At 36.4% G+C, this 25,400-nt stretch carries 26 protein-coding genes; 7 read left to right on the top strand and 19 right to left on the bottom strand.

From position 1 onward, the window contains the following. Positions 1-21 precede the first annotated feature (21 nt). From K5Q13_RS04950 to K5Q13_RS04935, 4 genes are all read right to left on the bottom strand, one after another. Positions 22-825, bottom strand: coding sequence for a Cof-type HAD-IIB family hydrolase (locus tag K5Q13_RS04950; RefSeq protein WP_220740550.1), 804 nt, complete (start codon positions 823-825; stop codon positions 22-24). An 86-nt stretch (positions 826-911) separates the two neighbouring features. Further along, on the bottom strand, positions 912-2,768 hold the full coding sequence (locus K5Q13_RS04945) for an FAD/NAD(P)-binding protein (protein WP_220740548.1): 1,857 nt from the start codon (positions 2,766-2,768) through the stop codon (positions 912-914). A 102-nt stretch (positions 2,769-2,870) separates the two neighbouring features. Beyond that, complete coding sequence (locus K5Q13_RS04940; RefSeq protein ID WP_220740546.1) at positions 2,871-3,590, bottom strand: LytR/AlgR family response regulator transcription factor; 720 nt, start codon at positions 3,588-3,590, stop codon at positions 2,871-2,873. Beyond that, the gene (locus tag K5Q13_RS04935; RefSeq protein WP_246574184.1) at positions 3,591-4,907 is read right to left on the bottom strand and encodes a sensor histidine kinase; all 1,317 of its coding nucleotides are present in this window, start codon (positions 4,905-4,907) and stop codon (positions 3,591-3,593) included. A 265-nt stretch (positions 4,908-5,172) separates the two neighbouring features. On the opposite strand from K5Q13_RS04935, the gene K5Q13_RS04930 reads away from it, so the two are divergent. Continuing rightward, entirely contained in the window at positions 5,173-6,630 is a 1,458-nt protein-coding gene (locus K5Q13_RS04930) for a glutamate--cysteine ligase (RefSeq protein WP_220740544.1), read from the top strand. A 49-nt stretch (positions 6,631-6,679) separates the two neighbouring features. Here K5Q13_RS04930 and K5Q13_RS04925 read toward each other — a convergent pair whose 3' ends face one another. The 3 genes from K5Q13_RS04925 to K5Q13_RS04915 form a co-directional block, all read right to left on the bottom strand. Further along, positions 6,680-7,507, bottom strand: a complete 828-nt coding sequence (locus tag K5Q13_RS04925; RefSeq protein ID WP_220740542.1) for a CHAP domain-containing protein — start codon at positions 7,505-7,507, stop codon at positions 6,680-6,682. 111 nt (positions 7,508-7,618) lie between these two features. After that, a complete protein-coding gene (locus K5Q13_RS04920; RefSeq protein WP_220740540.1) occupies positions 7,619-8,434 on the bottom strand; it encodes an SDR family NAD(P)-dependent oxidoreductase in 816 nt (271 codons plus the stop codon). Between the two features lie 48 nt (positions 8,435-8,482). Further along, positions 8,483-9,037, bottom strand: a complete 555-nt coding sequence (locus tag K5Q13_RS04915) for a TetR/AcrR family transcriptional regulator (protein ID WP_220740538.1) — start codon at positions 9,035-9,037, stop codon at positions 8,483-8,485. A 247-nt stretch (positions 9,038-9,284) separates the two neighbouring features. Here K5Q13_RS04915 and K5Q13_RS04910 point away from each other — a divergent pair, with 247 nt between their 5' ends. Continuing rightward, positions 9,285-9,920 (top strand): NAD(P)-dependent oxidoreductase, encoded by a 636-nt coding sequence (locus tag K5Q13_RS04910; RefSeq protein ID WP_220740536.1) that lies wholly within the window; start codon positions 9,285-9,287, stop codon positions 9,918-9,920. Between the two features lie 286 nt (positions 9,921-10,206). Here K5Q13_RS04910 and K5Q13_RS04905 read toward each other — a convergent pair whose 3' ends face one another. After that, on the bottom strand, positions 10,207-10,794 hold the full coding sequence (locus K5Q13_RS04905) for a TetR/AcrR family transcriptional regulator (protein ID WP_220740534.1): 588 nt from the start codon (positions 10,792-10,794) through the stop codon (positions 10,207-10,209). Between the two features lie 128 nt (positions 10,795-10,922). Here K5Q13_RS04905 and K5Q13_RS04900 point away from each other — a divergent pair, with 128 nt between their 5' ends. Further along, a complete protein-coding gene (locus tag K5Q13_RS04900; RefSeq protein WP_220740532.1) occupies positions 10,923-11,927 on the top strand; it encodes an NAD(P)H-dependent flavin oxidoreductase in 1,005 nt (334 codons plus the stop codon). Positions 11,928-12,049: 122 nt separating this feature from the next. Here K5Q13_RS04900 and K5Q13_RS04895 read toward each other — a convergent pair whose 3' ends face one another. The 4 genes from K5Q13_RS04895 to K5Q13_RS04880 all read right to left on the bottom strand — a co-directional run bounded on the left by K5Q13_RS04895 (position 12,050) and on the right by K5Q13_RS04880 (position 15,597). After that, complete coding sequence (locus K5Q13_RS04895) at positions 12,050-12,913, bottom strand: NAD(P)-dependent oxidoreductase (protein WP_220740529.1); 864 nt, start codon at positions 12,911-12,913, stop codon at positions 12,050-12,052. Positions 12,914-12,916: 3 nt separating this feature from the next. Continuing rightward, on the bottom strand, positions 12,917-13,906 hold the full coding sequence (locus K5Q13_RS04890) for a D-2-hydroxyacid dehydrogenase (protein ID WP_220740527.1): 990 nt from the start codon (positions 13,904-13,906) through the stop codon (positions 12,917-12,919). 172 nt (positions 13,907-14,078) lie between these two features. After that, entirely contained in the window at positions 14,079-15,305 is a 1,227-nt protein-coding gene (locus K5Q13_RS04885) for an MFS transporter (RefSeq protein ID WP_220740525.1), read from the bottom strand. Further along, positions 15,298-15,597 carry a hypothetical protein gene (locus K5Q13_RS04880; RefSeq protein WP_220740523.1) on the bottom strand — a complete coding sequence of 100 codons (300 nt, stop codon included), beginning with the start codon at positions 15,595-15,597 and terminating at the stop codon, positions 15,298-15,300. Before K5Q13_RS04880 ends, K5Q13_RS04885 begins: the two co-directional genes overlap by 8 nt. Before the next feature lie 92 nt (positions 15,598-15,689). Between K5Q13_RS04880 and K5Q13_RS04875 the strand changes: the two genes are divergently transcribed. Beyond that, on the top strand, positions 15,690-16,559 hold the full coding sequence (locus tag K5Q13_RS04875; RefSeq protein WP_220740520.1) for an Rgg/GadR/MutR family transcriptional regulator: 870 nt from the start codon (positions 15,690-15,692) through the stop codon (positions 16,557-16,559). A 429-nt stretch (positions 16,560-16,988) separates the two neighbouring features. Here K5Q13_RS04875 and tyrS read toward each other — a convergent pair whose 3' ends face one another. The 4 genes from tyrS to K5Q13_RS04855 all read right to left on the bottom strand — a co-directional run bounded on the left by tyrS (position 16,989) and on the right by K5Q13_RS04855 (position 20,298). Then, positions 16,989-18,239 (bottom strand): tyrosine--tRNA ligase, encoded by a 1,251-nt coding sequence (gene tyrS / locus K5Q13_RS04870; RefSeq protein WP_220740518.1) that lies wholly within the window; start codon positions 18,237-18,239, stop codon positions 16,989-16,991. Positions 18,240-18,553: 314 nt separating this feature from the next. Continuing rightward, complete coding sequence (locus K5Q13_RS04865; RefSeq protein WP_220740516.1) at positions 18,554-19,246, bottom strand: hypothetical protein; 693 nt, start codon at positions 19,244-19,246, stop codon at positions 18,554-18,556. After that, positions 19,239-19,748: an ATP-binding cassette domain-containing protein gene (locus tag K5Q13_RS04860; RefSeq protein WP_246574180.1), complete on the bottom strand. Its 510-nt coding sequence runs from the start codon at positions 19,746-19,748 to the stop codon at positions 19,239-19,241. The genes K5Q13_RS04865 and K5Q13_RS04860 overlap by 8 nt, the downstream gene beginning before the upstream one ends. Positions 19,749-19,797: 49 nt before the next feature. Then, the gene (locus K5Q13_RS04855; protein ID WP_246574178.1) at positions 19,798-20,298 is read right to left on the bottom strand and encodes a hypothetical protein; all 501 of its coding nucleotides are present in this window, start codon (positions 20,296-20,298) and stop codon (positions 19,798-19,800) included. Between the two features lie 257 nt (positions 20,299-20,555). Between K5Q13_RS04855 and K5Q13_RS04850 the strand changes: the two genes are divergently transcribed. The 3 genes from K5Q13_RS04850 to K5Q13_RS04840 all read left to right on the top strand — a co-directional run bounded on the left by K5Q13_RS04850 (position 20,556) and on the right by K5Q13_RS04840 (position 23,231). After that, positions 20,556-21,368 carry a helix-turn-helix domain-containing protein gene (locus K5Q13_RS04850; protein ID WP_246574175.1) on the top strand — a complete coding sequence of 271 codons (813 nt, stop codon included), beginning with the start codon at positions 20,556-20,558 and terminating at the stop codon, positions 21,366-21,368. Between the two features lie 85 nt (positions 21,369-21,453). Next, positions 21,454-22,392 (top strand): multidrug resistance efflux transporter family protein, encoded by a 939-nt coding sequence (locus tag K5Q13_RS04845; RefSeq protein WP_220740514.1) that lies wholly within the window; start codon positions 21,454-21,456, stop codon positions 22,390-22,392. Positions 22,393-22,472: 80 nt separating this feature from the next. Further along, entirely contained in the window at positions 22,473-23,231 is a 759-nt protein-coding gene (locus K5Q13_RS04840; protein ID WP_220740512.1) for a DUF975 family protein, read from the top strand. 116 nt (positions 23,232-23,347) lie between these two features. Here K5Q13_RS04840 and K5Q13_RS04835 read toward each other — a convergent pair whose 3' ends face one another. Genes K5Q13_RS04835 through K5Q13_RS04825 form a run of 3 tightly spaced genes read right to left on the bottom strand, consistent with a single transcriptional unit; the run spans position 23,348 to position 25,277 of the window. Continuing rightward, positions 23,348-23,623, bottom strand: a complete 276-nt coding sequence (locus K5Q13_RS04835; RefSeq protein ID WP_220740510.1) for a hypothetical protein — start codon at positions 23,621-23,623, stop codon at positions 23,348-23,350. Then, complete coding sequence (locus K5Q13_RS04830) at positions 23,620-24,381, bottom strand: multidrug ABC transporter permease (RefSeq protein WP_220740509.1); 762 nt, start codon at positions 24,379-24,381, stop codon at positions 23,620-23,622. The genes K5Q13_RS04835 and K5Q13_RS04830 overlap by 4 nt, the downstream gene beginning before the upstream one ends. A 14-nt stretch (positions 24,382-24,395) precedes the next feature. Further along, positions 24,396-25,277 carry an XRE family transcriptional regulator gene (locus tag K5Q13_RS04825; protein WP_220740507.1) on the bottom strand — a complete coding sequence of 294 codons (882 nt, stop codon included), beginning with the start codon at positions 25,275-25,277 and terminating at the stop codon, positions 24,396-24,398. Positions 25,278-25,400 lie beyond the last annotated feature (123 nt).

Here is a 25,400-nt window from a genome sequence, read left to right as displayed (position 1 = left end):
AAATTACGGTTTTTGTCATTCTCAAATAATATTTAATATTGTTTTTAAAACGCCAGCATGATTATTATCCGCAATGACTGGATCAAATTGACCATCAATACTAGCTGTTGGCATAATAAATGGTCGTCCAACTGCAGCTAACATTTCGAGATCATTTTCACCATCACCAAAGGCCACAATATCAGACATGCTAATGCCCATATCATCAGCCAATACACGCAACGCCACAGCCTTATTCACACCTTTTGGTACAATATCAATTGCGCCTGTACCGGTCTCCGTTACATGTACCCGATCACCTAACGCCTGGCGTGCTGACTCATAAAACTGGCTTTCGTCAAAATCCTGCCAATTCATCGTTACCTTAAAAATCGGCTCTTTAATTTCAAGTACATCATCAAAAAAGATAATGTTTTTAAAATACCTTCTTCTATCTTGTGTCATGATATCAGCATATGCTCGAGGAACATATGCTGTTTTATCTGTCGAATAAACCAAGCCACGGTTAGGTTTAACTGGAAATGCCACTAACAATTGTTGTACTTCTTGTAATATTTCAACAGCAAGCGTACGCTCATAAATAATATTACCACTAGCATTAACAACACGTGCCCCGTTATTCGTAACGTAAGCTATTCGTTCATTTAAGAAGCCTGCCAAAAGTATGTCAATGCGTGATTGATGTACACCAGTTGCTATAACAAATTGAATATTTTTGCTTTTGAGTTTTTCAAGCACAGTACGAAATAACGCCTTATTAAATGTCTTATCATTTGCTAAAAACGTCCCATCTAAGTCTGTTGCAATTAACCGAATGTCTGCCATTAATCGTTTTATATTCCTTTGTTATAATTAGCGTGTCACCTAATAAACCTGCTATCTCTTTATAATTTTATCATGTCGTGTCATTATTATGCATGAGCCAAAATGCATTCTGCAATCCAAGCACTTTCACGTAAAATAAGTGTATTAACACCAGGTCTTGGAATAACCGTTGTGAACCATTTCAGACCTTCTAGCGTAATGCCAAAAACATAAAGATGAGAAACAGTGCTGCCTGATGCATCAATTACTTCAAAAGTGCGACGATCAACATTCGCTGAACCTAATTTATATGTTGAGCCATCATCTCTTGTACGCACTGGCTGTACAAAAATGCCGTTCTGGCGTAAATTAACAATTAATGGGTTACGAGACAGCGCAATATCTATGGCTCCCAAACGAGCTTCAATTAATGCATTCCCATAAAATTCTTGACCCAAAATGTCACGGGCAACAAACATATCATTTTCGACTGTTACTTTAATATCGGCGCCAGTGACTTCAAAAATACCAGCTTTTATTAACGCCCTCAATTGTTCAACACGCTCCAAGGGAGGACCAACTGAAACAAGTGTATCTAAGGGCTTAAATTGATTCATGAATTTTTCATATTCATCCGCAGAAAAATAATCATGTTCAACTACATAACGTACACGATCTCTCATATCACGTAAAATATCAAACGCCCCAGCATAGGGTGCATGTTTATTACCAAGACGAGCATCTTTAATATCATCTTCTAAGTACTGCAAAAACCACTCTCTATAATTGGTCCCTGCCGGTAAATCACGGGCAGGATTACGAATTAACTCGAGGTCAAATTTTGGTATATTATCCAAACCCAGTTTTTTCACTGTATCATTTAAATCTGCACTAGTTGATAAGGCACTTTTTAAAGTTTCGGCTTGATCATATGTCAGTTGACTATCTTTTGCATGAATACGATTTAATAAGTATTTATACGTCAACTCTTTGACAATTAATTTCTCAAAATCACTATAAACAAGATGTCCATTTCCTGCAGCACGTAGCGCATCCAGAGCCGGTAAAGTAAAAAAGCGCGGCTCATATAATTCACTTGCTGATTTTTCATTTACACCACGTGCATGCAACGGAAATCCGCCACGTGAGCCGGCTATAACATGTGGTTCATGACCTGAAGGATAATATACTAATTCACCTGTATTATTCCGTTCAAATTTACCACCTTTTTTGACCGATAATGCAATTAAGTAATCAAAAAAGCTCAATCCCAGACCGCGGATAATCACGTTATCATTTTCATCAAAAGCTGATAAGTCAGTTTCAGATGGGTGCTTAGGGCCTATATAACGTAATTGGTGATTCTCCGCAAATGAAGCAAACATGGCCTCTTCAGATGTTAAATAATTATCTGAATGTCCCAATGCCATAACAACATGCTCAGATAATATTCGAGTACCATCAGATAATTCCAGTTCAAACGTTTTGCCAAATCGCTGTACGTTATTAACACTTTGGTTACTAAAATTAAGCGTTTGTTTGTGACGCACACGACCTGTTAGCCATTCAAAAAACCAGGCAGCATATATTCCCATCATGCCTCGTGATGCAAAAGATTTTGACAGCTTTAACTCTGTAACCTCACGTTTGTATTGTTCATCAAATTCTGGATGCGCTACTATAAATGATTCCGCTTCATTTTCCAACCATTGCAACATATTTGGCCCTGGTAAAGGTTTCCCACCGTTTTCAATCGACTCGTCATTAAACAAAGTAATTTGATCAACAACAGTATTCATCAAAAAGAACCTATTTTTAGGGATAAAAGGATCCCATACACGCCCACCAATCGCATATGGATCGTAAATTTGAACATTGATTTGTGTCTGATCGTCTACTAAATTAATAAGACGTTCAGCAACCGCAAGTCCCCTCGGACCAGCTCCAATAATTGCAACTTGCATATTTATATTCTCCAGAGCGTACACCAATGAACGCCAATATTCTATACTTAAACTAAAACCCATTATAAGGGTTTTCAATCATGTTTTCAAAAGTATTGTGAATTAGTTGATGGCTTTTGTTTCAACTAATTTGCGAATGTGCTTTAAATATTTCCTTGAGCAAGGTAATGTTATTTTATTACTGAGTACTATCATATTTGTTTCTGAATCAAATGATACTAATTTATCTTTATTCACAACATATGCCGCGTGAATTCGTACCAAATTTTGATGTAATATTGGTAAGCTTTTAACTGTCGCACGTATCTGTATAACCTTTTGTTCACAATAAACTGTCAACTGATGGCTTTTTGCATCACTGCAAGTTACGTAAACAATATCACTTAAGTTAACATATTCAGCCTTCTTACCATTTTGCAAAGCGACAATATCTGTTTCCTCTTCACATTGTATTTGTATATGTTTTCTCGCTGTGGTTAGCGCTGAGGTTAATTGTTGTTTAAACTCTATTTCATTTTGTAATTTATTAACAAAGTCTAACACACTGACTTGGTATTTATAACTTAGCATCGCCATTTCTGAATGTGTTGTCACAATAATGATTGGGGATAAAATGTCGAATTCCCTAATCATTTTGGCTACTGTTAAACCGGCGTTAACAACTGTTTTAATTTCTAAATCTACTAAAATTATTTTAGGTTGTTTATCCGCTCGTATTGCAGCTAAAAAAGAATCCGGTTGGTCAAAAATTTGACATGTCTCCACAATGCTTTTGATTCGCTGCTGTTGTATCAAATTATCCTCTAATAAATAGTAATTCACTTAGCTATTCGCCTCCAATATGAGTTTTTGTATAAACTTGTTTTCCTCGGCAATTGTTGTGAGTGTCATATTTTTATGTTGGTCTACATATTGTTTCACAAAGAATAAGCCAAATCCATTATGATTATCTTTTGATGAATAGCCATCTTTAAAAACATTTTCCAAGTCCACCATACCCGTGCAACTATTCATAATAACTATTTCTTCAGAATTTATCAGTAAAACAGTAATAGTCGCGTCAGCGGTTTGCTCTGCTGCATCGATGGCATTATCGAGCAAAATACCAACCACACGATAAAAATTTAAATCACCTTGAAGCATTGGCACTTGAAATAACAAATCAATTTCCACATTGAATTTGATTTGTTTTTCAACTGCTATCTGATACTTCACAAGTATTGCACTTCTTAAATTAACATCTGCTATATCCTTTAAATTTAACATTTTCGGATCAGGCAAAGATGCATTACTCTTTTGAATGACTGAATAATATGTATGCTTGATATCACTCATATTTTCTACCTGAATACTATATTCTAAGCTAGATAATATGTTCTGATAATCGTGCTTAAAAAACCGATATTCTGAATATTTCGATTCTAGTTGTTGTGTGTAACTTTGCGTAGCGGCTATCTCAGAATCATGTTGATTGATTTTATCCAGCAATAATTCGTGATGATTACTGATTAATGGTACAACTATAATCGCTAAGATAATTACTAGTAGGAAAAAATCCCACCAAATTGAACCAAAAAAATGTTGCACGGCAAACAGATAAGCCAACACGTCATTTAGTCCTCTTAAAAATAGACTCAAAATGAGTAATATCTTCAATTGTGTCGGATGTCGTTCTAAAAATGTTTCGGTTAACCATTCATACTTTAGTCGGCTAAACACAAACGCAAAAACCATTGCCAAGACATTAGCCAATAAATCCAAACTTGTTTTAACAGCGGGTGGGACAGTTATAAGAGAAGTCATGCTCATTTCAAAATTAACAACCCAATAGGTTAACAGCGAACTAATGATCGTATAAAGTAAAAGTACTCGCTTATTTCTGATAATACGTTGTCGCCAACCAATGTAAAACAACACAAGAATAGATAACGTTGATGCAACAACCGCGCGCAGTATAGGTGATTCAAAACTATTCCCAATGATATTAATAACGTACAACACAATCGTTGTTATGATTAGAGTACGCTGAGAAAACCGATAATGACCTAAAAACGTACTAAACCAAATAATCATCACACAACTTTCAAATATTGGCCATGTTATTGCATTAAATATATTTAAAAGTTGAAATATACTCACCTGTTGTTCTCCATTATTCATTTGCAATTGATTGTTGACGCAAAAATTCGTTCTAATTCTTAAGAATTAGAGCGAATTTTGCTGATCACAATGCTTTCGCGTAACGTTTAGCATATACGATATACTAATAATAAAGTAAACATCACATTAAATCAACTGCTAGTAATCGTCGTTAGATTAGATGATCATTTATCACTATCTATTCTCCCCTTTATTAGCTAAAATGAGGTAAACTATAATAAATACAATTTTGTGAGGGAAAATTATGTCTAACTTACACAACAATCGCATTCCGAAACATACAGTTGATTCTGTCTATGCCGGTCGTTTTGGTATTGAAATTGAAGAGCATCGTATTCAAGTTGGTAGTAAGACGTTATCCCGACAACCACATCCAAAAACACTTGGCGATCGTCGCACGCAACCTTATTTCCAAACAGATTTTTCAGAAAGTCAAGAAGAGGTCGTAACCGCGCCTGAATTATCTACCGCACTAGCGCGCACTCATCTACACGAACTACAAGTCATGCTCAGTGAAGAACTAGCTGATGACGAAATCATTTGGCCTTTATCAATGCCCCCTTTGCTCACAGATGATGATATCAACTTTTTAAATACACACTTTGAACGTCCATGGTATCAAGATTATCGTGATCGATTACTCGCACGTTATGGCAGTTTTCAACATATTATGGCCGGTATTCACGTCAACTTTTCTCCTAGTGAAGACATCATTGATTGGTATGCGCAACAACATGCTATAACATCCCCAGTTGTTGCTAAAAATCAACTGTTCTTTCAGATTGCACAACAAGTTGCTGGCTATCGTTGGCTATTAACCTATTTATTTGGTGCTGCACCAGTCAGCGAAAACCCAGCAGATGCTTTACCAGAAAATCGGCATGAAATCCAACCTGTGCGTTCTTGGCGTTCAAGTGACTTTGGTTTTGTTAATCGACCAGACATTTTGGTTGATTACACTGATTTTAATACTCATATTCAACAAATTAAACAATACATCGCTAACGGTGAATTTTATGATAAAAGTGAATTTTATGGCCCAGTACGTCTAAAAGCTTCCGGTGACTTAGATAATCTTGTACAAAATGGCGCGGAATATCTTGAATTTAGAATGTTTGATATTGATCCGTTCTCACAAGATGGTATATCACAAACTGCTTTGAGCTTCTTACATTTACTCATTATAGATGCTATTTTGAATCCCACTGATTGGCAAAAACACAAGTTAGATGGTGCGCGTGCGATCAATCACGTCGTATCTCTTCAACATCCAAATGAGCCATTGCCAACCTCAGCTGCTACATACGCTGAGGAATTACTAACACGATTAGCAGACATTGTACAATCAGCACCAGTATCACAACAAGCTGACTTCCAAGAAGCCCTTGATTTTGCGCATTCTGCCGTTCAAGACCCAACATTAACAATCGGGGCACACCTCAGTAATTACATTGTAGACGACTCATTAATAACATTTGGCTTAAAACGCGGCTTAGAAATTTTGGCTTCTCGCCATCACAACACATTAGCAGATGATTTCCCAACAATACCAGAAAACTTGCGAAAAGCCTATATTCAAGCGCATAAAAACGGTCTTAACGTTTTAACAGTGACAAAGGATGGTTCTCTTCAAATAAAGTATGACGGTAAAATTCAAAACATCAACAATGAGCAAGACTTAGCACAATATCTTACAAAATAACCAAAAAGGAGGGGCGTTTGCCCTCTCCTTTTTAATTGATAATATATTTCTAAACAGGTGTAGCTTGGCTCATGTCTAACCATGTTTCATAAGATCCAATTTTGACCTTTATACCATTAGAAGGCTGATCAACAGCTAATACACGATACGTTCCGTTCACTTTAAAGTATTCACCCACGGCCAACACTTGATTACCCGATTTAGCCCCGCCTGCTGTTGTTTCATCCAGCGGAACCGCATCAATAAGATTTAGTGTTGTTGATTTACCACCTGATAATTTATCACTAGCAACACTGTTTTTATTGATGTTTACCACGTTAACTTGATAAACACCAGCAAACTTAACATGAGTTCCTATGGCTATGACTGTATTTTTTGCGGCTGGTTTTGGCGTTGTTGTCTTACTTGCAACAGCTTTGTCGCCAAGGTCCTTGAAATGAATAAAACCAGACACTGTATTTTTATCAATCGTTCGTCGGTAGTAATTATGATTATAATTGTAGTTATACTCTTCAATCACCACGCTATTTCCTGATACTTCAGCTACCCAAGCGACATGTCCCGCACCAAACCAAGCCACACTACCAACACTTGGCGTATTGTCAACGCGATATCCCTTAGCTTTTGCCTGTGGTCCCCACTGCAAAGCAGAGCCAAAGCCACGTGGCAATTCAAATTGATTATGTGCATGCAAGCGCCACGCCACAAAAGACACACATTCACGATTATACATTGTCCAACTGTCCACTATCGAATCTGGTGTTGCGTGTTTCAATGTTGCTGGATAATCGTCGCCAATGACTGCTGCACTTGCAGTATTAATTGCCATGCCCCCAACAACGCTCAGTGTCAGTAAACCTGTTACTATTTTTTTCATGTGTGATACCTTCTTTCATATGATGTTGAATCATACGTTCAGGCAATAAAAAACGCTTAAACCCGTTAAGCGTTCTGTTAATATAAGCTAGGGCACACTATTTAATGATGTTTACTTATTTTTAATAGCACGATCTATAATCGACCGCCAAATTTTAGGATGATTACGTGCCATATATACTGCTAAACGATCTGATGTTGAATTAAAATATCGTTGTTTTGGTTTTATGTCCGTTGCTGCACGATAAAATACTTTAGCCAAATCGACTGATGTTGCCCCAGAACTTGAGCGTTCTAGAAAATTACTCGTGCTAGTCACTAGTTTTTCATATGCAGAGTCTTTGGTGAGATTTTTACGTGCATTTTCAAAAGCTATTTTCCCCCAAGATGATTTTGTCACACCAGGTTGCACAATCACTGATCGAATACCAAATTGTTTAACTTCTGAATCTAACACATCACTCCATACATTTAGGCCAAATTTAGTGACATGATACCAACCACCCAACGGCGTGTACAAATTACCTGCAACACTGGAAACATTCACAATTCTACCAGAACGTTTTGCCCGCATGGCTGGCAAAACTAATTGTGCCAAATCGGCTGCGCCAAGTAAATTCGTGTCCAGTTGTGTACGTGCTTTTTCAAGTGATACTTCCTCTAATGGACCATATTCACCGTAACCTGCATTATTAATTAACACATCAATATGATGTTGCTCATTCAAAGCTGTTTGTACAAAATTCACATTAGACTCATGATCTGTTACATCAAGTGCAATTGTTTTTATACCAAGTTGTTCTAATGGTGCCATTTTTTCTAAGCGTCGTGCTCCAGCGTAGACTATCCATTGATTCTCTGCAAAAAGTTTCGCCGCTTCAAATCCCATACCATTAGATGCACCTGTAATCAAAACTACTTTTCCCATGTTTTTTCTCCTTTAAAATGAACGTTCATTTTATATATTTTAAAAAAATTATGCATTAAATATTTTTTTTACAATTAAATCAACGATTTGTTCGACATCATGTCCACCATTTTGCAAATAACTTGTCAGTGTACCATAGGTGAGTGCTTGCATTATCAATGGGTCGTCACTTATTAACATTTTTTTCTCAATAGCCTCATCTATCAAATTTAAAATCCATGCTGATCTTTGAATTTCATAGTTTTTAGCTTTTTCAGTTAACTCTTGAGAATTGTTCAAAAGTGCCCACATAAAAGTCATCTGTTTAGGGTATTGTTGGAAACATTTAGAAAAATGTAGTAAACCAATTTTAAATTTGTCAGGCAAATTATTAGCTTCTTGTAGTGCTTGATTTAAACCATCATCCAACAAATCCTTAACAGATATATATATTTGCGACAGTAATTCTTTTTTATCTGCATAATAAATATAGATCGTTGCAGGACTAACATTAGCACGTTTGGAAATTTTACTCATGCTCAAATTTATCAGACCTTCTTCAGCCACTAAACTATAAACAGCTTGCTGAATATCATATATTTTTTTTGTATCTACTTTTCGCATATTCCAATAATAAATGATCGTTCATTTATTGTCAAGAAAAATACCCCGAAGAGACAACAAATATAATCGACAGATACTTACTTTTATGAAAACTTCTATCACTAATAGCTTCATAGTACTTTCAATATTATGCTAATCCACACTTTTACCACTTTTTCTTTACAATAGTTGGCGAAATAGGTATACTTACACTATAGTAACTTACTTATTATAAGTAATTATACTGAATATGCTATAGGAGATCAACATGAAAATTACAATTATTGGTGCAAGTGGTTTTGTCGGAAAAGCTACTGTTAAGGAAGCTCTCAAAAATAATCATCAAGTTTATGCTGTTTCAAGAAATGGTAGCTTTGATGCAAATGATAATTTGACTGTCATTAATCACGATATAACTGATTGGGAAGGTCTAGCTTCTAAAATTAGTGATACTGACCTAATTATCTCTACTTTTAATCCAGGATGGACAAATCCAAATCTTTATACAGATTTCATTAATGGTGCACATGCGATTAATGAATTAGCCAAAAAACTATCCAAGCGTGTCATTATTGTTGGTGGCGCTGGTAGCCTATTCGATCGTAGCACTAACCGTCAGCTATTCGTAGACGCTGATGAAGCATTCCAAAATATGGTTCGCGGTGCTTATGATTTATACACAGAATTAACAACTGATCACTCTTTTGACTGGACTTTTGTCAGTCCAGCAGTTGAGTTAACTGCCGATGAACCCAACTATAATTATAATGTCGGCGGAGACTATGTGCTTTATAATGCTAATGGAGAAAGCAAAATCAGTATTTACGATCTCGCTGATCTACTAATTAAGATTGCTCCTGGTGAGCATCTTATTCATAAGCGTCTGACATTGGCAAACAAGTAATTATATTTAAATTAAAAAAACGTTAGTTCACTGGCTAACGTTTTTTAATTTAAATATAATTGTCAGTAGTCACCGCTATAAATTCTGCGACTTGATTTATCAGATTCGGTCATTATCATGATGTGCGTGGTGTTTGAAATAAATGACTTCCCTTTTACAATGTATCAGCTGGAGTCAATTGATTGAAGTAATTTTTGGGTAACAAGTTTGCATAAGTCCGATTCCATTTATCGATTGTGAAATATTTCTCAATTTATCTATTTTTAATTGACAAGTTGACATGATTTTAATTTTTTAAAAAATACAAGCTAGCCTCAATAGCTGCGCTATGTTGCTTCAATAACACAACTTCCGCCTCTTCTAATGTGAGGTTGGATGATTGAATCCAATAAAAAATAAAACCAGTAATTGCATGAGATAAATATGCAGTAATTAAGTAATATTCTTCTGTATTTGATTTTTCAGATATCTTACCTGCATTCTTAATAAATGTTTTATTAATAGTGTCGGCATATTGATTTCTAAATTGACCTAAATCTTTTAAAACCAATATTTTTAAGGTATTGAGATCTTTTTTAACACTCTCAATAATACCTTTTATATACAAATCTGTTACCTGAAAATCTATTTGTCCGATGTTTGTCACCCGATTATCGAGTTCATCTGATAAATGTAATAAAACTTCATTAACAATGTTGTTCATGAGTTCATCTTTGGTTTGATAATGGAGATAAAAAGTATTTCTACTACAACGAGCAAGCTGACAAATTTCCGTAATGGTAATGACAGAGAAATCTTCCTTTTCTAGAATTTTTAAAAAAGATGCCACAATGTTTTCTTCCGTTTTAATAAATCGCAAATCGTTTTTATTCATGATTTCACCTACTTATAGTGCATTATATCACAAAGTGTTAGTTAATACGCAATTATCACAGTGTTGACAATTGCTTTCACCAGCAAGCATAGTACACTTAAGAAAAAAAAGATAACGAGGTATCAACGATGAACCGTGTAGCAGAAGCTTTAAACATTAAATATCCCTTTATTCAGGGACCAATGTCTTGGTTAACAAATGCCGAATTCACCGCTGCAGTCAGTAACGCTGGTGGTCTAGGTATTTTAGGTCCGAATGCCGGACAAACAAGCATTACAAATGACGCAACTGAAACAGCTGAAAGAATGAGAACTGAAATCAAAAAAGTAAAGGCTTTGACGAACAAGCCCTTTGGCGTAACTTTAATTGGTGGTAACGGTGGACCTACTTCTGAATTCACTTTGAAAGTTTTAAATGTTGTCATTGAGGAAAAAGTACCTGTTGCTTTTGTCAACTCAGTTGGCGCATCACTCGATGGTACATTTGGTATTGAACCAGCCCTATTAAAACCACTAAAAGATAATAACATCAAAATTGTAGTACGCTCGTGGCAACCTTCTATAGCAGATGCCAAAGCAGCTGAAGCACAAGGTGCTGATGTCTATGTTGCAACTGGATTTGACGAAGGTGGCACCTTACCTAGCTATGAACTAGGCTCATTTTCTATCATTCCAATGATTGCTGATTCAGTTGATATACCTGTTTGTCTTTCGGGTGGTATCAGCGATTCTCGCACTGTTAATGCTGCCTTTGCGCTTGGTGCTGAGGGTGTTTTTGTCGGATCACGTTTAATTCCAACAATTGAAAATCCTGCTGCTCAAAATGTAAAAGAATTAATTGTTCACTCAACAGCAGAAGATTTGCAGCTCTTTAGAGTTGCTCCTGCCTATTATCGGTCATTGCCTACAAAATTACGTGATCAACTCGTAATCAATGATAAAACACAAAACATGGAAACAGCGTATGAACTAAACGGCAAGTTAATGAACGGAACCAGTGGTATGCGAATCGGCATGTTAGATGGTGATCTTGAAAATGGTTATATTTCAGTGGGAACAGGTATTTCCACCATCCATGAAATTACAAGCGTTGCAGAAGTTATCGCACAACTTATGGCTGACTATAAATTATAATTAACAAGCTATCCAAATTGTCATACATAAAAGCCACAAAAACATGAGATTTTGTGGCTTTTTCTATTACAAATTTTGAATAAATATCATAACAACATGTTTCACGTGAAACATGTTGTTACTTATTGAAAAGCAGACCACAATTTTACAATCGCTTGCACGCCTTCATCAGCATGATTTTCACTCAGTTGTGCAAAGAGTTTTTCTGCTAATTTAGTTCCTGGCAAATCTATTGCCATTTCATTAGCAGCATCAAGTGCGATTCTTAAATCCTTTAATAAATGTTTAGCATAAAATCCAGCAGAAAAGTCACCCGCCATCACGCGCGGCATATAATTAGTTACTGACCACGATCCAGCAGCTCCATGACGCCAAACATTGTAGGCGTCATCCATATTCAAACCTGCTGCTTTAGCATAGACCATTGACTCTGCCATTGTGATCACTGTTGCTGCAACACCAATGTTATTACTCATCTTCATGTGTTGACCTTTGCCGGCTGATCCCGCATGTACTATTTGTTGACCCACATCTTTTAATATTGGCAAAACTTGGTCAAATACTGCCTCATCACCACCAACCATAATTGATAATGTGCCATTTTTAGCACCTATATCACCACCCGACACTGGTGCATCCAACACTTTAAAACCTAGATTTTTTCCTCTTTGTGCTAACTTTTCAGCTAATTTGGGTGTTGAGGTTGTCATATCGACCAATATATGGCCTGTTTTTGCGCCAGAAAACAGGCCATCTTTTCTTGTCCAAACATCCTCAACATCTTTTGGATAACCGACCATAGTAAAAGTAATATCTGCAGCTTGTGCGACTTCAGCCGGTGTATCAGCCCAAACAGCACCATTAGCAATCACCGGTTCAGCTTTTGCGGCAGTTCGGTTATATACAGTCACTTGATGATCTGATTTTAATAAATTATTGATAATACCTGTTCCCATGACGCCAGTACCAATAAATCCAATTTTCATATTTCACCTCAAGATTTCGTTTTCCGTGAAACCATCATTTGCCAAAACCACAGCATCATTCAACGCAATTTCTACCATATTTTTGATAGCTGTATTCGTATAAAATGCAATGTGTGGTGACAAATAGAAATTATCTAACTTTGTTAGACGTTGAATATTTTCAGGTAATTCCGATAGTTCATGTTTTTGATTCATGAATTCATTTTCATTTGGTGTCACATCAAATGCTGCACCATATAACTGACCAGATGACAAAGCTGCCTCTAAGGCCGCCATGTCAACAATTTCACCACGCGCCATGTTAAGCATAATCGTGCCTGGTTGAATTTTGTCAAAGAAACTCTGATCAGCAAGTTCTCTGGTTTCATCATTTAAAGGTGTATGAAAACTAATCACATTCGCACGAGACAAAGCATCATCTAGTGTTGTGTATTCTAAAAAGGCTTCATTTTGTGCATGATAAAGCGGATCTACCCCAAGAACTTTGGCACCTAAAGCATGTAACATTTGTGCAAATGCACTGCCAATACGGCCTACACCAATGACTGCAACAGTTAATTGATAGATTTCTCTTGCTTGGCCGCCAGCATCCCAAGTATAATCGCCAGTTGCCATCGCTCTGTCAAACTTTTTACTATTACGTAAAATATTGAAAAGTTGTGTGAGCGTATATTCCGCAATTGCGCGAGGGGAATAAGCCGCCACATTAGACAACCGAATCTTGTTAGCAAATGCTGCTGGTAGATCAAAAACATCATAACCCACTTGACGCAGTGCAATCTGCTTAATACCAGAATTAGCTAAAATTTTATAAATTGGTGCTGGCATGGCAGTCGTTTGTTGCGTAGAAATCGCATCAAACGATTCTGCTTTGGCAGCATTATCGACAGATAGTGGCTCGAATAAATTAACCACTTCGTGCCCCGTTTTGGCAGCCCAATCTTTAACAAAGGGTAATTCTTTCAAAACAGTATTGTACATTAATATTTTCATACGTTATCGACCTTCTTTATTCATCTTAATACTCATTGTAAACGAAAAGTACACTAAAAGCATGTTTTTTTAACTTTCAAACAAAATTCCCCTTGTTAGTAGTTCCTAAATAAACACCACACGCGCACCGATTACAGTTTCTCTAATCACAGTATCGTAATTAATACTTATTTTACTGCACTCGTTTACGATTGAAAATAAGAATCATGAGAGATAGTACCAGTATCATTAGCGTCACTTTCACGGCAGCGACTGTGGAACTAATGTTAGCAATGACTGTATTAAGTAAAAGTGCAACTGGACCACCAGCCGTCAAAATGAAATTTAAAACACCACTAATGATTCCCAATTGCTCAATTGGAAAATGTTTCAGAAAAATATCAGAAATCTTCGGACCTTGATAAGCAATTAGCAATGTTGCTAAAAATTTAGTTGTAATTAAAACTAGAAAATTATTTAAAGTCACAAAATTTGAAAGCTGGATAATCATCAGCAACAACACAAGAAAATTTAGTTGGAAGAAACTTTGCCTCTCAAGAAACGGGATAATAATGAATGAACCAAATATAGCTGCAAATGAAGACACGATATTAATGATTAATATACTTAGCGAATAATTTTGAAACTGTAATTGTGGAAAGTTATGCAAGCCAATATTGATGACTAATCCCAGGGCATCTAAAAACGCATTGACTACGGCTAAGACGAGAATAATACCAACAAATTTCTCTTGTTTTAAAATTTTAAACGCCGCCACGAATGATGTCAGAAAATTAGCTTGCTTATTTTCTGATGTTGGCGCTTTTGCATTAAATTTATAGGTAGGTATTTTACGAATAAATAGTGCAGCAATGATAAATGTGAAAGCGTTAATTAACGCTAAAACAGCATAGTTGTGATGAAAGGTTGATAACAATAATAAACCTATACTTTGTCCAGCGATACTTATCACACGGTTTAAAGTTGAGTTAAAACTGACAAATTGGCGAATTAGATTGTCATCTAAAAAATGTTTGGCTAGTGGTTGCGACAGATAAAGAGTCATTCCTCCAAAGTAGTCACTCACAATCCCAAGGCTTAACAAAACGATAAATGCTAGAATCGAAAGTTGGTGTAATAGCGCCATGGCATAGATCAAGAAAATTATGGACTGAATAAGATGTATTTTCCAAACCAAAGCTGACTTATTGGAGACCTTATCAGCATGGTAACCTTGAACTGGTGCGAATAATTCAGGAATGAAATTGGACCATGTGACAAGCGTGATTGCCAGTGTTGCGTAAGATTGTTGTGCTGCATACACCAATAGCGCGATATTAAAGATTTGCGTCCCAATTGCGTTAAAAAAATTTGACCATAACAACCTATTGATATTTCTATTTTGGAATATGTCAATCATTGTATGCCTCCCCATTTTTTGATGTTTCAAAAGCATACATTGATAAAAACCAATATACATTAGCTTTTGAGCTATTAAGGGATTCAACCTCTTTAACATTATATGGATATATTGTTATTAACTTACCACCAATTAACCGCTCTGCATGCCGATTCAATTGTTTAATTACACCGGAAACATGTATTTCCCATTCCCAAGGTGGTACATTTGTTGAATTACTAATAATCAACGAAAACACATCCTGAACCACAGAAAGGTGTTTTAATTGTATAAGATGGTATTTGAATTGCATGTCAAACTCCTCTGAAAAAGTATTTCCGTCAATCATATGACAAAAAAATAATAAAATGATAAAATTGTCATATAATGACTATGGAGAAAAATATGCAAGAAGGAAATATTATTCGTGAAATTCGATTATCAAAAAACATCTCCTTAAAACAAGCAGCAAGCACTGATATGACAGCATCTTTTGTTGCTAAGTTTGAACGTGGTGAAAGTGATATTTCGCTTTCACGATTCTATGATTTATTAGATAATTTACATGTGTCAATGCAAGAATATGACTTATATCGCAGCGGGTATGCACAAGAACGAGTTGAGAAAGAGTTAGAAGAATTTACACTAGCTTGGCAAATCAGTAGCGCAGAAAACGTCAAAAAAATTGCCCAAAAACATTTAAAAAAATATCAAACGTTTGAAGATGTGATTGAACATCATATTTTCACAATATTTTCAGCCATAGCCGATTTTTTAGATAATAAAGCAGTTGCGCGAAAAGAACTGCAAAAAGTTGCAGACTACCTATTTATAAGTGACCCATGGGGAATTAACGAGCTGTATTTATTACACTACGGTATTTATGTTTTTGATAAAGATATACTAATTACGATGTCAAGAATTGTCGGTGAAGCGGGCGGTGTATATCTTTCAGACTTTAATTATCGGCATGAATATATGATTGTAATTAATAATTTAATCACTCGGCTGTTTGAACTAGGTGAGTATTCCCGGGCAAAACGATTGATTGCTTCAGTACTTGAAAAGGCTACAGAAGATGATATGGCAGTTGTGCTGAAATTGCGATTCATAGATCGGCTCATCAATTCAATCTTGATGAATGAACATCCCATGTTAGAGGCAAAAAAATTGATTGCAATTCCTAAAGAATTAGGCTTTGCCGAATTAAGTATGAAATTAGATATTTTTTTTCGGCACGAGGAAGATATGACACATATTAAGAATCAAAAATAAATCGTGTTATATTTGACTCATCACGTGATACCAATGTAATGACATTCGAAAGGAAATCGTAATATGAAATCAGTTAGGGATTTACAACGTTTAGAAACCAAGACTCGGGGTGAACGAAAAAACACTACCCACGTTAAAATCACATTTATTTGTGGTTGATAATTTTTAGTATAAAAACTTATCTAGCTTTTCCAAAAGAGTCAAATCTTTGAAATAATTTGGCTCTTTTTTAATATGATGTACTGGAAATTTTTAACTATACGACAAGCAACAGACATAAATAACATACTCAACTTTTCTTTTGATCACGCTATATTCACAATAACAAAAAAACCACCAGCACACATGCCAGCAGTCAACTCAAAAATTTTCTTACGCTATGGCTTAGTCGGATATTTTCTCTGCCATATTATCTTTATATTGTTACGCCTATTTACTAATTTTTCCTAAGAAATACTTCTTCTTGCCACGGCGCACCAAAACAAACTGGCCATCGTAATGTGCTGAAGGATCAATTTCAACAGCAGCATCCGTCACCTTTTGACCATTAATTGTGATGGCGCCATTTTTAACATCTTCACGTGCCTGACGCTTTGATTGCTCAACTTCACCAGCAATCAAGAAATCAATAATATTTACCGTGTCAGATGCAATATCAAAACTTGGTACGCCGCCAAAGGCATCCGCAATTTGATCTGCTGATAGCTCTGCAACATCCCCACTAAATAATGCTTTGGATAGTTTCTCAGCTTCGTCAACCGCCTCTGAACCGTGGACAAATTTTGTCACTTCTTGTGCTAAACGTCGTTGTGCTAAACGTGCACCCGGATTGGTCTGAACTTCCCTAGCCAAGTCGTCAATCTCTTCAATGCCCAAAAACGTGAAATACTTCAGATATTTCACAACATCCGCATCATTTTGGTTCAACCAGAATTGGTAGAACGTATAAGGAGACGTTTTTTTAGCATCTAACCAGATAGCATTGCCTTCAGATTTACCGAACTTTTTGCCTGTTGAATCTGTCATCAAAGGTATCGTTAGTCCAAAAGCTTTCGCTGAACTACCTTCCAATGAATGAATCAAATCAATGCCGGATGTAATGTTTCCCCATTGATCTGAACCACCAATTTGTAATTTCACATCTTCACGGCGCCACAATTCATGGAAATCAATGCCTTGCAACACTTGGTAGGTAAATTCTGTAAATGAAATACCTGTTTCCAAACGTGATGCCACAACATCCTTTTTCAACATCACATTAATTGAGAATAACTTACCATAATCGCGTAAAAAGTCGGTTAGTGATAACTGACCTAACCACTCATTATTATTGACAATTGTTGTATCATTGTCACCAAAAAGCTTAGTGACTTGGGCTGTAATTCCTTTTTCATTTTTAGCAAGTTGTTCTGGTGTTAAAAGTTGGCGTTCTGTCGTAGGACGTGGATCTCCAATAGACCCAGTTGCACCACCAACAATAATAACTGCCTTACCACCAGCATTTTGAAAACGCTTCAATACCATAAAAGGAATCAAATGGCCCAAATGTAGTGAGTCTGCTGTGGGATCTACACCAACATACGCGCCAACTTTACCATTCGCCATGGCTTCAAGTAACCCAGCTTCGTCTGTGGCTTGATTTAATGCACCACGCCACTTGAGATCTTCTATAAAATTCATCTTTTTCTCCTTATTTATACACAGATAGCAAAAACCGCCCTATAAATTCATATAGGACGGTTCTACCCGTGGTACCACCTAAATTGTAAGTCATCGGACCTACCACTTATTACGCCTTATCGCGGCATACGTCATACTTTTATGTTGCGTAACTCGAGCACAGTGACGGATTAGTTTACAGCATCCACTAACTTTCTTTGACGCGCCAATCTGTGTCTTTATCAACCAATGATGTTTTCATTATACCAGATAATAACTATAAAATGTGATTTCTCCCATATTAATCAGTATGAAACATTAATTCGCTTCATTTATCAATCTTTCAAAGGCATGAGTTCAACATAGCTTCCCGACACAACACCAGAAAATCCAATACTTAACAAACGGTGTTTTTCAAGCAAAATCGTCGAACTTGAACGTTTCAGGGTTGATGATATAACGCCAACTTGACCATCACCACTACCATTACCATTAAGAAACTTACTATCAACGGTTATGGTTGACGGCCTAAATTTTTCATGTTGCACTACTGATCGTTTGACTTCATGAATTTTAACTTCATAACGTCCTTCCGGAATTTGGCGATTAACCACATAATTTCCTGGTGTCGTGATAACATACTTGCCTTTATTTTTTTTCAGCGGTTTAAATTCGGCTGGTTCAAACTTCAACGACTCATCATCCCCAACGTTAAGTGCTGTTGTCTCGTCCAACATAAAACCAAGATATCGATTGCCACGTTGCGCACCTGATAAGTCCGGCATATTCGTCAGTTGATCAGATAAAACAACGAGGTCATAGACACCTGGCTTTAAACCAAGTTGTGTAATACCCTTTGAACGGCCAATATTTGTAACAGTTTTTGTTACTGCTGTATTTTTTGTTTGACCTAACATTTGCCGTGGTAGTTCAGGCATAATATGAGACTTGATCCTTGGTACCATCTGCCAAGAAAAAACACCAAATCCGAAAATAACAATAGCGATTATCACCCATTTCTTATACATGCGTTACAATCTCTCCCTCTGATAAATCGATGATTTCATCAGCTAATACATTCAAATCTTCAGGATTGTGACTGGCTAATATAATTGTTGCTCCTCGTTGTGCTTCCTCTGCCAAAATCTCACGTATTTGTATCACACCTTTTTGATCAATAGCATTGGTTGGTTCATCCAATAAAATCAAACTTGGTTTTTCAAATAAAGCCTGTGCAATAGCGCCACGTTGCTTCATACCTAAGGAAAACTTCGCGACTTTACGTGAATCAGTTGACTCCAGCCCAACACGTGTAATCGTTTGTGCAATATCATCATCAGTTGCCACGTTTTTTATTTTTGATAATAACTTTAAATTTTTAGTTAGTGAAAATTCAGGTGCCAGATTATTATTTTCAATTAGCAAACCCAAACTTGGTGGAAAATCAATTTTTTCTCCCAAAATCTGACCATCAACTGCTATGCTTCCTGAATTAACCCTTATTAATCCCGCTAGCGCACGTAAAAACATTGTTTTTCCTGCACCGTTGCGACCACGCAGACCATATATTTTACCAGATTCAAACGCCCCACTGCCAAATTGGCTCTGACTTTAATGGCGCTAACACCTCTGGCCCTACTGGGTCAGCATAATGTTTTGCAACAAACAAACTACTAAGAAAAACAACCAAATGATTGAGAAGTAACGGTCCTATGAATAATAAACCACTTGCAATTCCTGAACCGATATATAAACTTTTAAGATAGCTTTTATATCCTAGTCTAGCCATAACAGAGACATTAAATCCTGATTTTTGATCACGAATTTGGTTAATTGTTATACCCCACAGTATAAACAAGGGTAAAACACTATGCAACGCCGTGCTTAGAAAACTAAATGCACTTTCACCGTTTCCGACAAGAACAAAGGTCATACGCCATATCGCATGGCCCTGATACAAGCCATAATTAAATGGGTACATCCCTAAAAAACTTAATAGCATAATAGACGTTATTATGATCAACAATCCTTTATAGGAACGGCTGATCATAATTCGCTGTAGAAAGAAGTTGTTAATCATATCATTATCTCCTTAGTTCGGGCATCGTGAATCGCATGTTGCAATAAATTCTGTCGTCTCATCCCACCATCCTATAAACGCATTCTTTCTTTGATTACCGTTAAACATTAAACAAATATTGTAGCATACAACAACTATTTTCTTTGCCCATTTTTCTATGTCGACAAATGGTGGATTATATGTTAAACGTTTATACTTTTTTCATGACAAAGTAGCTATTTATTGTTATAATTAACCTTTAATTGGGGGCATCTTTTATGAAATTTAATACAATGCAACACGTTTTACAAAATATTCGAACACGCCATAACCTCACACAAGCCGATTTTGCAGAGAAAATATTTGTTTCACGACAAACCGTTTCTAATTGGGAACGTAGCATTAGTACACCACCGGTAACAGCGCTAACGATTATTGCTAATACATTTGATATGCCACTAACAGAGTTAATGACTGCATTGGAAGGGGAACAACCGGATAATAATCATACGGCCGAGCGCCAGCTCATTGTTGATGCCTTCTTATCGTTACTGCAACAACACAATGGTACTTATTGCGATATGGCACAAATAATTCAAGAATCAGTCATTGCATATCACCGCGCAATGACTTTATTTGACTCGCCATCAGCTATTCTCCAATACATCGCTAAACAACTCGATGCACAGGTAATCGCTGCTTTAGATACCAATACAGTGGGCGATCCTTTTGAAATGATTGCTGATTATGTTTTACCAGTGCTATATGACAATAGCCATACCCTCAAAATTCTATACTCCGGACACTACGCTAATGGTGAATGGTTATATTTCTTAAAAAATGCCTATATTAAATGGGCCACCCCTTTCTTCGACAATTATGACCTCAAAACAGCGCCTATCAGTCGAAAATTTGCGGTTGAATTAACAGTTAAAACTACTAGCAATTATATCCACTTGGCTCACACAGCCAATCCCCAGCGACCCACATCAATTTCGACAAACATTCTTACATCTCACACGAACACCGATCATACAACTCATTTCACCATAACCGCCCGCTTGGGGCTTTTTTTGTGCAAGCAACACTGACATAGTTTCAGAAAAATACGTTTTTCTCTGATAAAATGTAACGTAAATATATTAAATGAGAACACATCATTTTTAGGAGATTAATATGTCAGTTCGTTTAAAAACGATCAGCATTGGTATTGTGTCTGCTTTCTTTTTCTCAATTACTTTTGTTGTCAATGAAGTCATGGCTGACGCCAATGGCTATTGGGGTTATACGGCATCCTTGCGCTACTTATGGATGCTGCCCATGATGATAATTGTTAATCATCTCATGGGATCTAATATTCATCATGTATTCACAATTATTAAACACCAACCAAGTGACTGGCTAATCTGGTCACAAGTTTGTTTTGTATTATTCTATGTACCATTATCTTGGGCTGTTAACTACTTACCAGGTTGGCTAATTTCGGCTACTTGGCAGTTAACAATTATTTTCGGTGTACTAACAACACCATTCATCAAAGTAACAACAGCCACAGGCAAAAAAGTGCGACTAAAAATTCCGATTGCCACAATACCGTGGATGCTCATTATTCTACTTGGTGTATTTTTAACAGTGGTTGTTTATCTATCTCACTTAAAAAATATTGTGCCAATGATACTTGCCATTTTAGCTATTATGATAGGTGCTGTGGCTTATCCACTGGGAAACCGTAAGATCTTAGCTGTTGCTGATCCTTCGATGACTGCTTCTGAAAAAGTTTTGGCCATGCTCATTTGTTCCTACCCTGCGTGGTTACTCATTGCAGGTCTATCCTACAATCAAGTTGGCTTGCCACATTTGACGCAACTTTTTAATACATTTTTGGTTGCTCTTTGCTCAGGTGTCATTGCAACTGTTTTATTTTTTAGTGCGACACAACTGGCAGCTCACAATATGCGTTATCTCGCTGCTGTTGAAGCAACTCAGTCAATGGAAGTTGTTTTTTCAGTCATACTGAGTATGCTCTTCTTGGGTCATGCATTACCCTCGCCGATACAACTCGTTGGACTAACTTTGATGGTGGGTGGTATCATTCTGCTTTCTATTCGAGCGTAATTCATCAGAAAAAATGTCACTTGATTTTGCGACATATAATTGTTAAAATTGCGTTACAGCATAAGGGAGTAACATATTTCATGGTAAATAATAGAACAATTAAAAATATTGCTTGGGAACGGGTGACAAAACATTTTAAATCCGCATTCTTATTATCGCTTGTACCTATGATTTTTACCGTATTTGGCGTCATGTCAGATCATAATCGACTTAATTTTAATGGTAATGACTTTGAGCTTGAACCATATATGAAAACCCCTCACAATATTGGGCATTTTCTACAGGATAATTGGTTTGTCATTTTTGTCGTGATTATTTCAGTTAGTCTTTTTATTATTGTCATATCTGCCATAATGAGCACAGTAACTGAGTTCTTTACAGAAAGTTCTATCAGTGGTTTCATCGACTGGCACGACACTGGTGCAACCCCGGAAACACCGATTAAAGCCGGTTTTCAATTACTCACAGGCATGACCTTCCAAATTGTATTACTACGCTCAATCTATACAATACTTTGGTCCTTCTTGCTGATTGTGCCTGGTATCGTCAAGAGCTTTTCATATTCTCAAGCTGTTTACTTATATCGCGATGATTTACGTGCTGGTCGTGACATTCAAACAGCTAATCACTATATTTCTGAATCTCAAAAATTAATGTATGGTTTTAAAGGACAATTTTTCATCATGTTCCTGAGCCTGATTGGTTGGTATATATTAACCTTATTGACATTTGGTTTGGCCAACATCTTTGTTTTACCTTATACATTGGCCATTTCTGCTGAATTTTACATCGCACTTCGCGAGCACCAACCACTGTCTGAAAAAACAACCGTCTTATAGAAACATCAACTTTATATTTCAAAACCCCGAAAGTCGTAGTGACTTTCGGGGTTTTCTTATGATATTAAATCGTTGAAATAATATTGCCATGTTCTGTTTATTGGAGATGTATCGTTCTAAAAGTAATGCTTATCATGTTTTTTATCTTGATATCCTCGTATAAATTCGACAATTTCAAATAAACGACCGCCACTTATCTTATTCAGCAATAAAATGACACGATATGGATAAATACGAAATGTTCTGCCTTTTTCATGATCATAAGTTGCTTGTTGATACCCTAATTCATAATCAGATAACACGTTTTTATCATTTTCGCGATACGCAGATGCTTGCTCCTGATAATCTCCCGCCATATAATGCCTTTTGACATAATCGTGTAAATTCATCATAATTTTATATCCTCATCTATTTGCTTAACCCTGTTTTTCCAAAATTGCCAACCAGATATCCCAATTAACGGCAAAAAAATCAACAGACAACTCAATAAATATTTACTAAGCGATAAGCCCAACTGCTTATTTTGTATCATTTTTTGAACGATATCAAATAAATAGTAACCAGGGAAAAACTTTTGCACACCAGATAGCATATTAATAATGGTACTTGTGCTTGAAGTCATTGAATCCCAACGTATCATTAGCACACCAAACCCCATACTAAGTGGCATACTTAGTGCTGCAATCGTTTTGCCGTCAACAAAAATGCCAATTAAAAAACCAATAACACTTAAATATAATCCCATAACAACCAACAAAGTAACTAAGATTAACCAGTTAACCGCAGGAGTTATCGCGTGCATAACTAATCCTGACAACAAAATAACTAAGCATATACTCAAATTCAATACCATCTGCACAACAACTTGATCCATCAACCATCGTCGCATACTATAGTGAGAGGTTTGCGCTTGCAAGCGATAAAATTGGTGCGTATCACTAATTTTTTTAGAAAAAGTAACAATTGAATTACCAGCGATGCCAATAATACTTGCTATCGTAACCCATAAGTAGGCATTCTGCTCGTTTAAAATTCCTGCTGAACGCGACACATTGACTATCATAATATACCAAGCCAGTGGGAAAATCAGTGTAAATAATATAAATCGTTTATTCCGAAACGTATCTTTAATATCTAATCGTTTAATCATGTCCGTTTACCTCATCATTGATTTGCCAAACGATACCACTGCTCAATCGTTTGGTTATTGGAATGAATCGTTGCTACAGACTCATCTGCTGCAATGACACCATCTTTTAATAAGACTACCCGTGTAAAATACTGATCGATTTGATTAAAGTCGTGCGTGATAGTCATCACGCTACCACCCACATGATCTAAATAATGCCAAAAGAAATCAATGGACTCTAAATCCATTCCCACAGTCGGTTCATCTAAAATCAATAACTTCGATGGTTTAAGCAAACTGATTAAAAGTGCAACTTTTCTTCTTTGTCCACCAGATAATTGACTAATAGTCACACGTGCTTGTTCACCCAGCCCAAATTTTGCGATCATTTCTGTCACAAATGCTGGTGAAAATTGGTTTTGAATCTTTGCTGATAGCATGACATGTTCTTGCACTTGTAGTGATTCAATCAACATATTTTCTTGTGTCAAGACACTTAAATCTTCATGTGGGTCTAAAAATCGGCTAACTTTCCCACTGTCAGGCGTAACTAGTCCAACAATTGTATTCACAATCGTCGTTTTCCCCGACCCATTCGCACCTAATAAAGCAATCCGATCACGTCCATACACCGTTAAATTAATATCCTTTAAAACGGCTTGTTTGAATTTTTTACTGATATGTTGCAATTGAACGATCAAATCATCATGACTTTGTTGCCCCGATATCAAAAAATCTAAGTTTACCGCTAAAATCTCTGAAAGAGAGATAAGTTTAGCAATGTCTGGCTCAGAATCGCCATGCTCCCATTTTGATATAGATTGTCTGGAAACATACAATTTTTGGGCTAATGCCTCTTGTGACAAATTCTTTTTTTGTCTGAGTGAACTCAGTTGCGACCTAAAAACATTTTTCATGTATCGTGTCTCCTCCAAATTTTTGTTGTTCTGGAATTGATTATACATGAACGACTATTATTTAAAACAATACAATCAATATTACTGTAACGCCTTGTTTGCTGTGGTTGCAACTATTAGTTG

This window comes from Leuconostoc miyukkimchii (assembly GCF_019656055.1).
GTDB lineage: Bacteria > Bacillota > Bacilli > Lactobacillales > Lactobacillaceae > Leuconostoc > Leuconostoc miyukkimchii.
This window is presented reverse-complemented; position numbering and strand designations above follow the sequence as displayed.

Excerpts from the sequence above, each read along its gene's own strand:
- K5Q13_RS04950 (WP_220740550.1), bottom strand. The coding sequence starts at position 825 with ATGGCAGACATTCGGTTAATTGCAACAGACTTAGATGGGACGTTTTTA.
- K5Q13_RS04945 (WP_220740548.1), bottom strand. The coding sequence starts at position 2,768 with ATGCAAGTTGCAATTATTGGAGCTGGTCCGAGGGGACTTGCGGTTGCT.
- K5Q13_RS04930 (WP_220740544.1), top strand. The coding sequence starts at position 5,173 with ATGTCTAACTTACACAACAATCGCATTCCGAAACATACAGTTGATTCT.
- K5Q13_RS04925 (WP_220740542.1), bottom strand. The coding sequence starts at position 7,507 with ATGAAAAAAATAGTAACAGGTTTACTGACACTGAGCGTTGTTGGGGGC.
- K5Q13_RS04920 (WP_220740540.1), bottom strand. The coding sequence starts at position 8,434 with ATGGGAAAAGTAGTTTTGATTACAGGTGCATCTAATGGTATGGGATTT.
- K5Q13_RS04915 (WP_220740538.1), bottom strand. The coding sequence starts at position 9,037 with ATGCGAAAAGTAGATACAAAAAAAATATATGATATTCAGCAAGCTGTT.
- K5Q13_RS04910 (WP_220740536.1), top strand. The coding sequence starts at position 9,285 with ATGAAAATTACAATTATTGGTGCAAGTGGTTTTGTCGGAAAAGCTACT.
- K5Q13_RS04905 (WP_220740534.1), bottom strand. The coding sequence starts at position 10,794 with ATGAATAAAAACGATTTGCGATTTATTAAAACGGAAGAAAACATTGTG.
- K5Q13_RS04900 (WP_220740532.1), top strand. The coding sequence starts at position 10,923 with ATGAACCGTGTAGCAGAAGCTTTAAACATTAAATATCCCTTTATTCAG.
- K5Q13_RS04895 (WP_220740529.1), bottom strand. The coding sequence starts at position 12,913 with ATGAAAATTGGATTTATTGGTACTGGCGTCATGGGAACAGGTATTATC.
- K5Q13_RS04890 (WP_220740527.1), bottom strand. The coding sequence starts at position 13,906 with ATGAAAATATTAATGTACAATACTGTTTTGAAAGAATTACCCTTTGTT.
- K5Q13_RS04885 (WP_220740525.1), bottom strand. The coding sequence starts at position 15,305 with ATGATTGACATATTCCAAAATAGAAATATCAATAGGTTGTTATGGTCA.
- K5Q13_RS04880 (WP_220740523.1), bottom strand. The coding sequence starts at position 15,597 with ATGCAATTCAAATACCATCTTATACAATTAAAACACCTTTCTGTGGTT.
- K5Q13_RS04875 (WP_220740520.1), top strand. The coding sequence starts at position 15,690 with ATGCAAGAAGGAAATATTATTCGTGAAATTCGATTATCAAAAAACATC.
- tyrS (WP_220740518.1), bottom strand. The coding sequence starts at position 18,239 with ATGAATTTTATAGAAGATCTCAAGTGGCGTGGTGCATTAAATCAAGCC.
- K5Q13_RS04865 (WP_220740516.1), bottom strand. The coding sequence starts at position 19,246 with ATGTATAAGAAATGGGTGATAATCGCTATTGTTATTTTCGGATTTGGT.
- K5Q13_RS04860 (WP_246574180.1), bottom strand. The coding sequence starts at position 19,748 with ATGTTTTTACGTGCGCTAGCGGGATTAATAAGGGTTAATTCAGGAAGC.
- K5Q13_RS04855 (WP_246574178.1), bottom strand. The coding sequence starts at position 20,298 with ATGATTAACAACTTCTTTCTACAGCGAATTATGATCAGCCGTTCCTAT.
- K5Q13_RS04850 (WP_246574175.1), top strand. The coding sequence starts at position 20,556 with ATGAAATTTAATACAATGCAACACGTTTTACAAAATATTCGAACACGC.
- K5Q13_RS04845 (WP_220740514.1), top strand. The coding sequence starts at position 21,454 with ATGTCAGTTCGTTTAAAAACGATCAGCATTGGTATTGTGTCTGCTTTC.
- K5Q13_RS04840 (WP_220740512.1), top strand. The coding sequence starts at position 22,473 with ATGGTAAATAATAGAACAATTAAAAATATTGCTTGGGAACGGGTGACA.
- K5Q13_RS04835 (WP_220740510.1), bottom strand. The coding sequence starts at position 23,623 with ATGATGAATTTACACGATTATGTCAAAAGGCATTATATGGCGGGAGAT.
- K5Q13_RS04830 (WP_220740509.1), bottom strand. The coding sequence starts at position 24,381 with ATGATTAAACGATTAGATATTAAAGATACGTTTCGGAATAAACGATTT.
- K5Q13_RS04825 (WP_220740507.1), bottom strand. The coding sequence starts at position 25,277 with ATGAAAAATGTTTTTAGGTCGCAACTGAGTTCACTCAGACAAAAAAAG.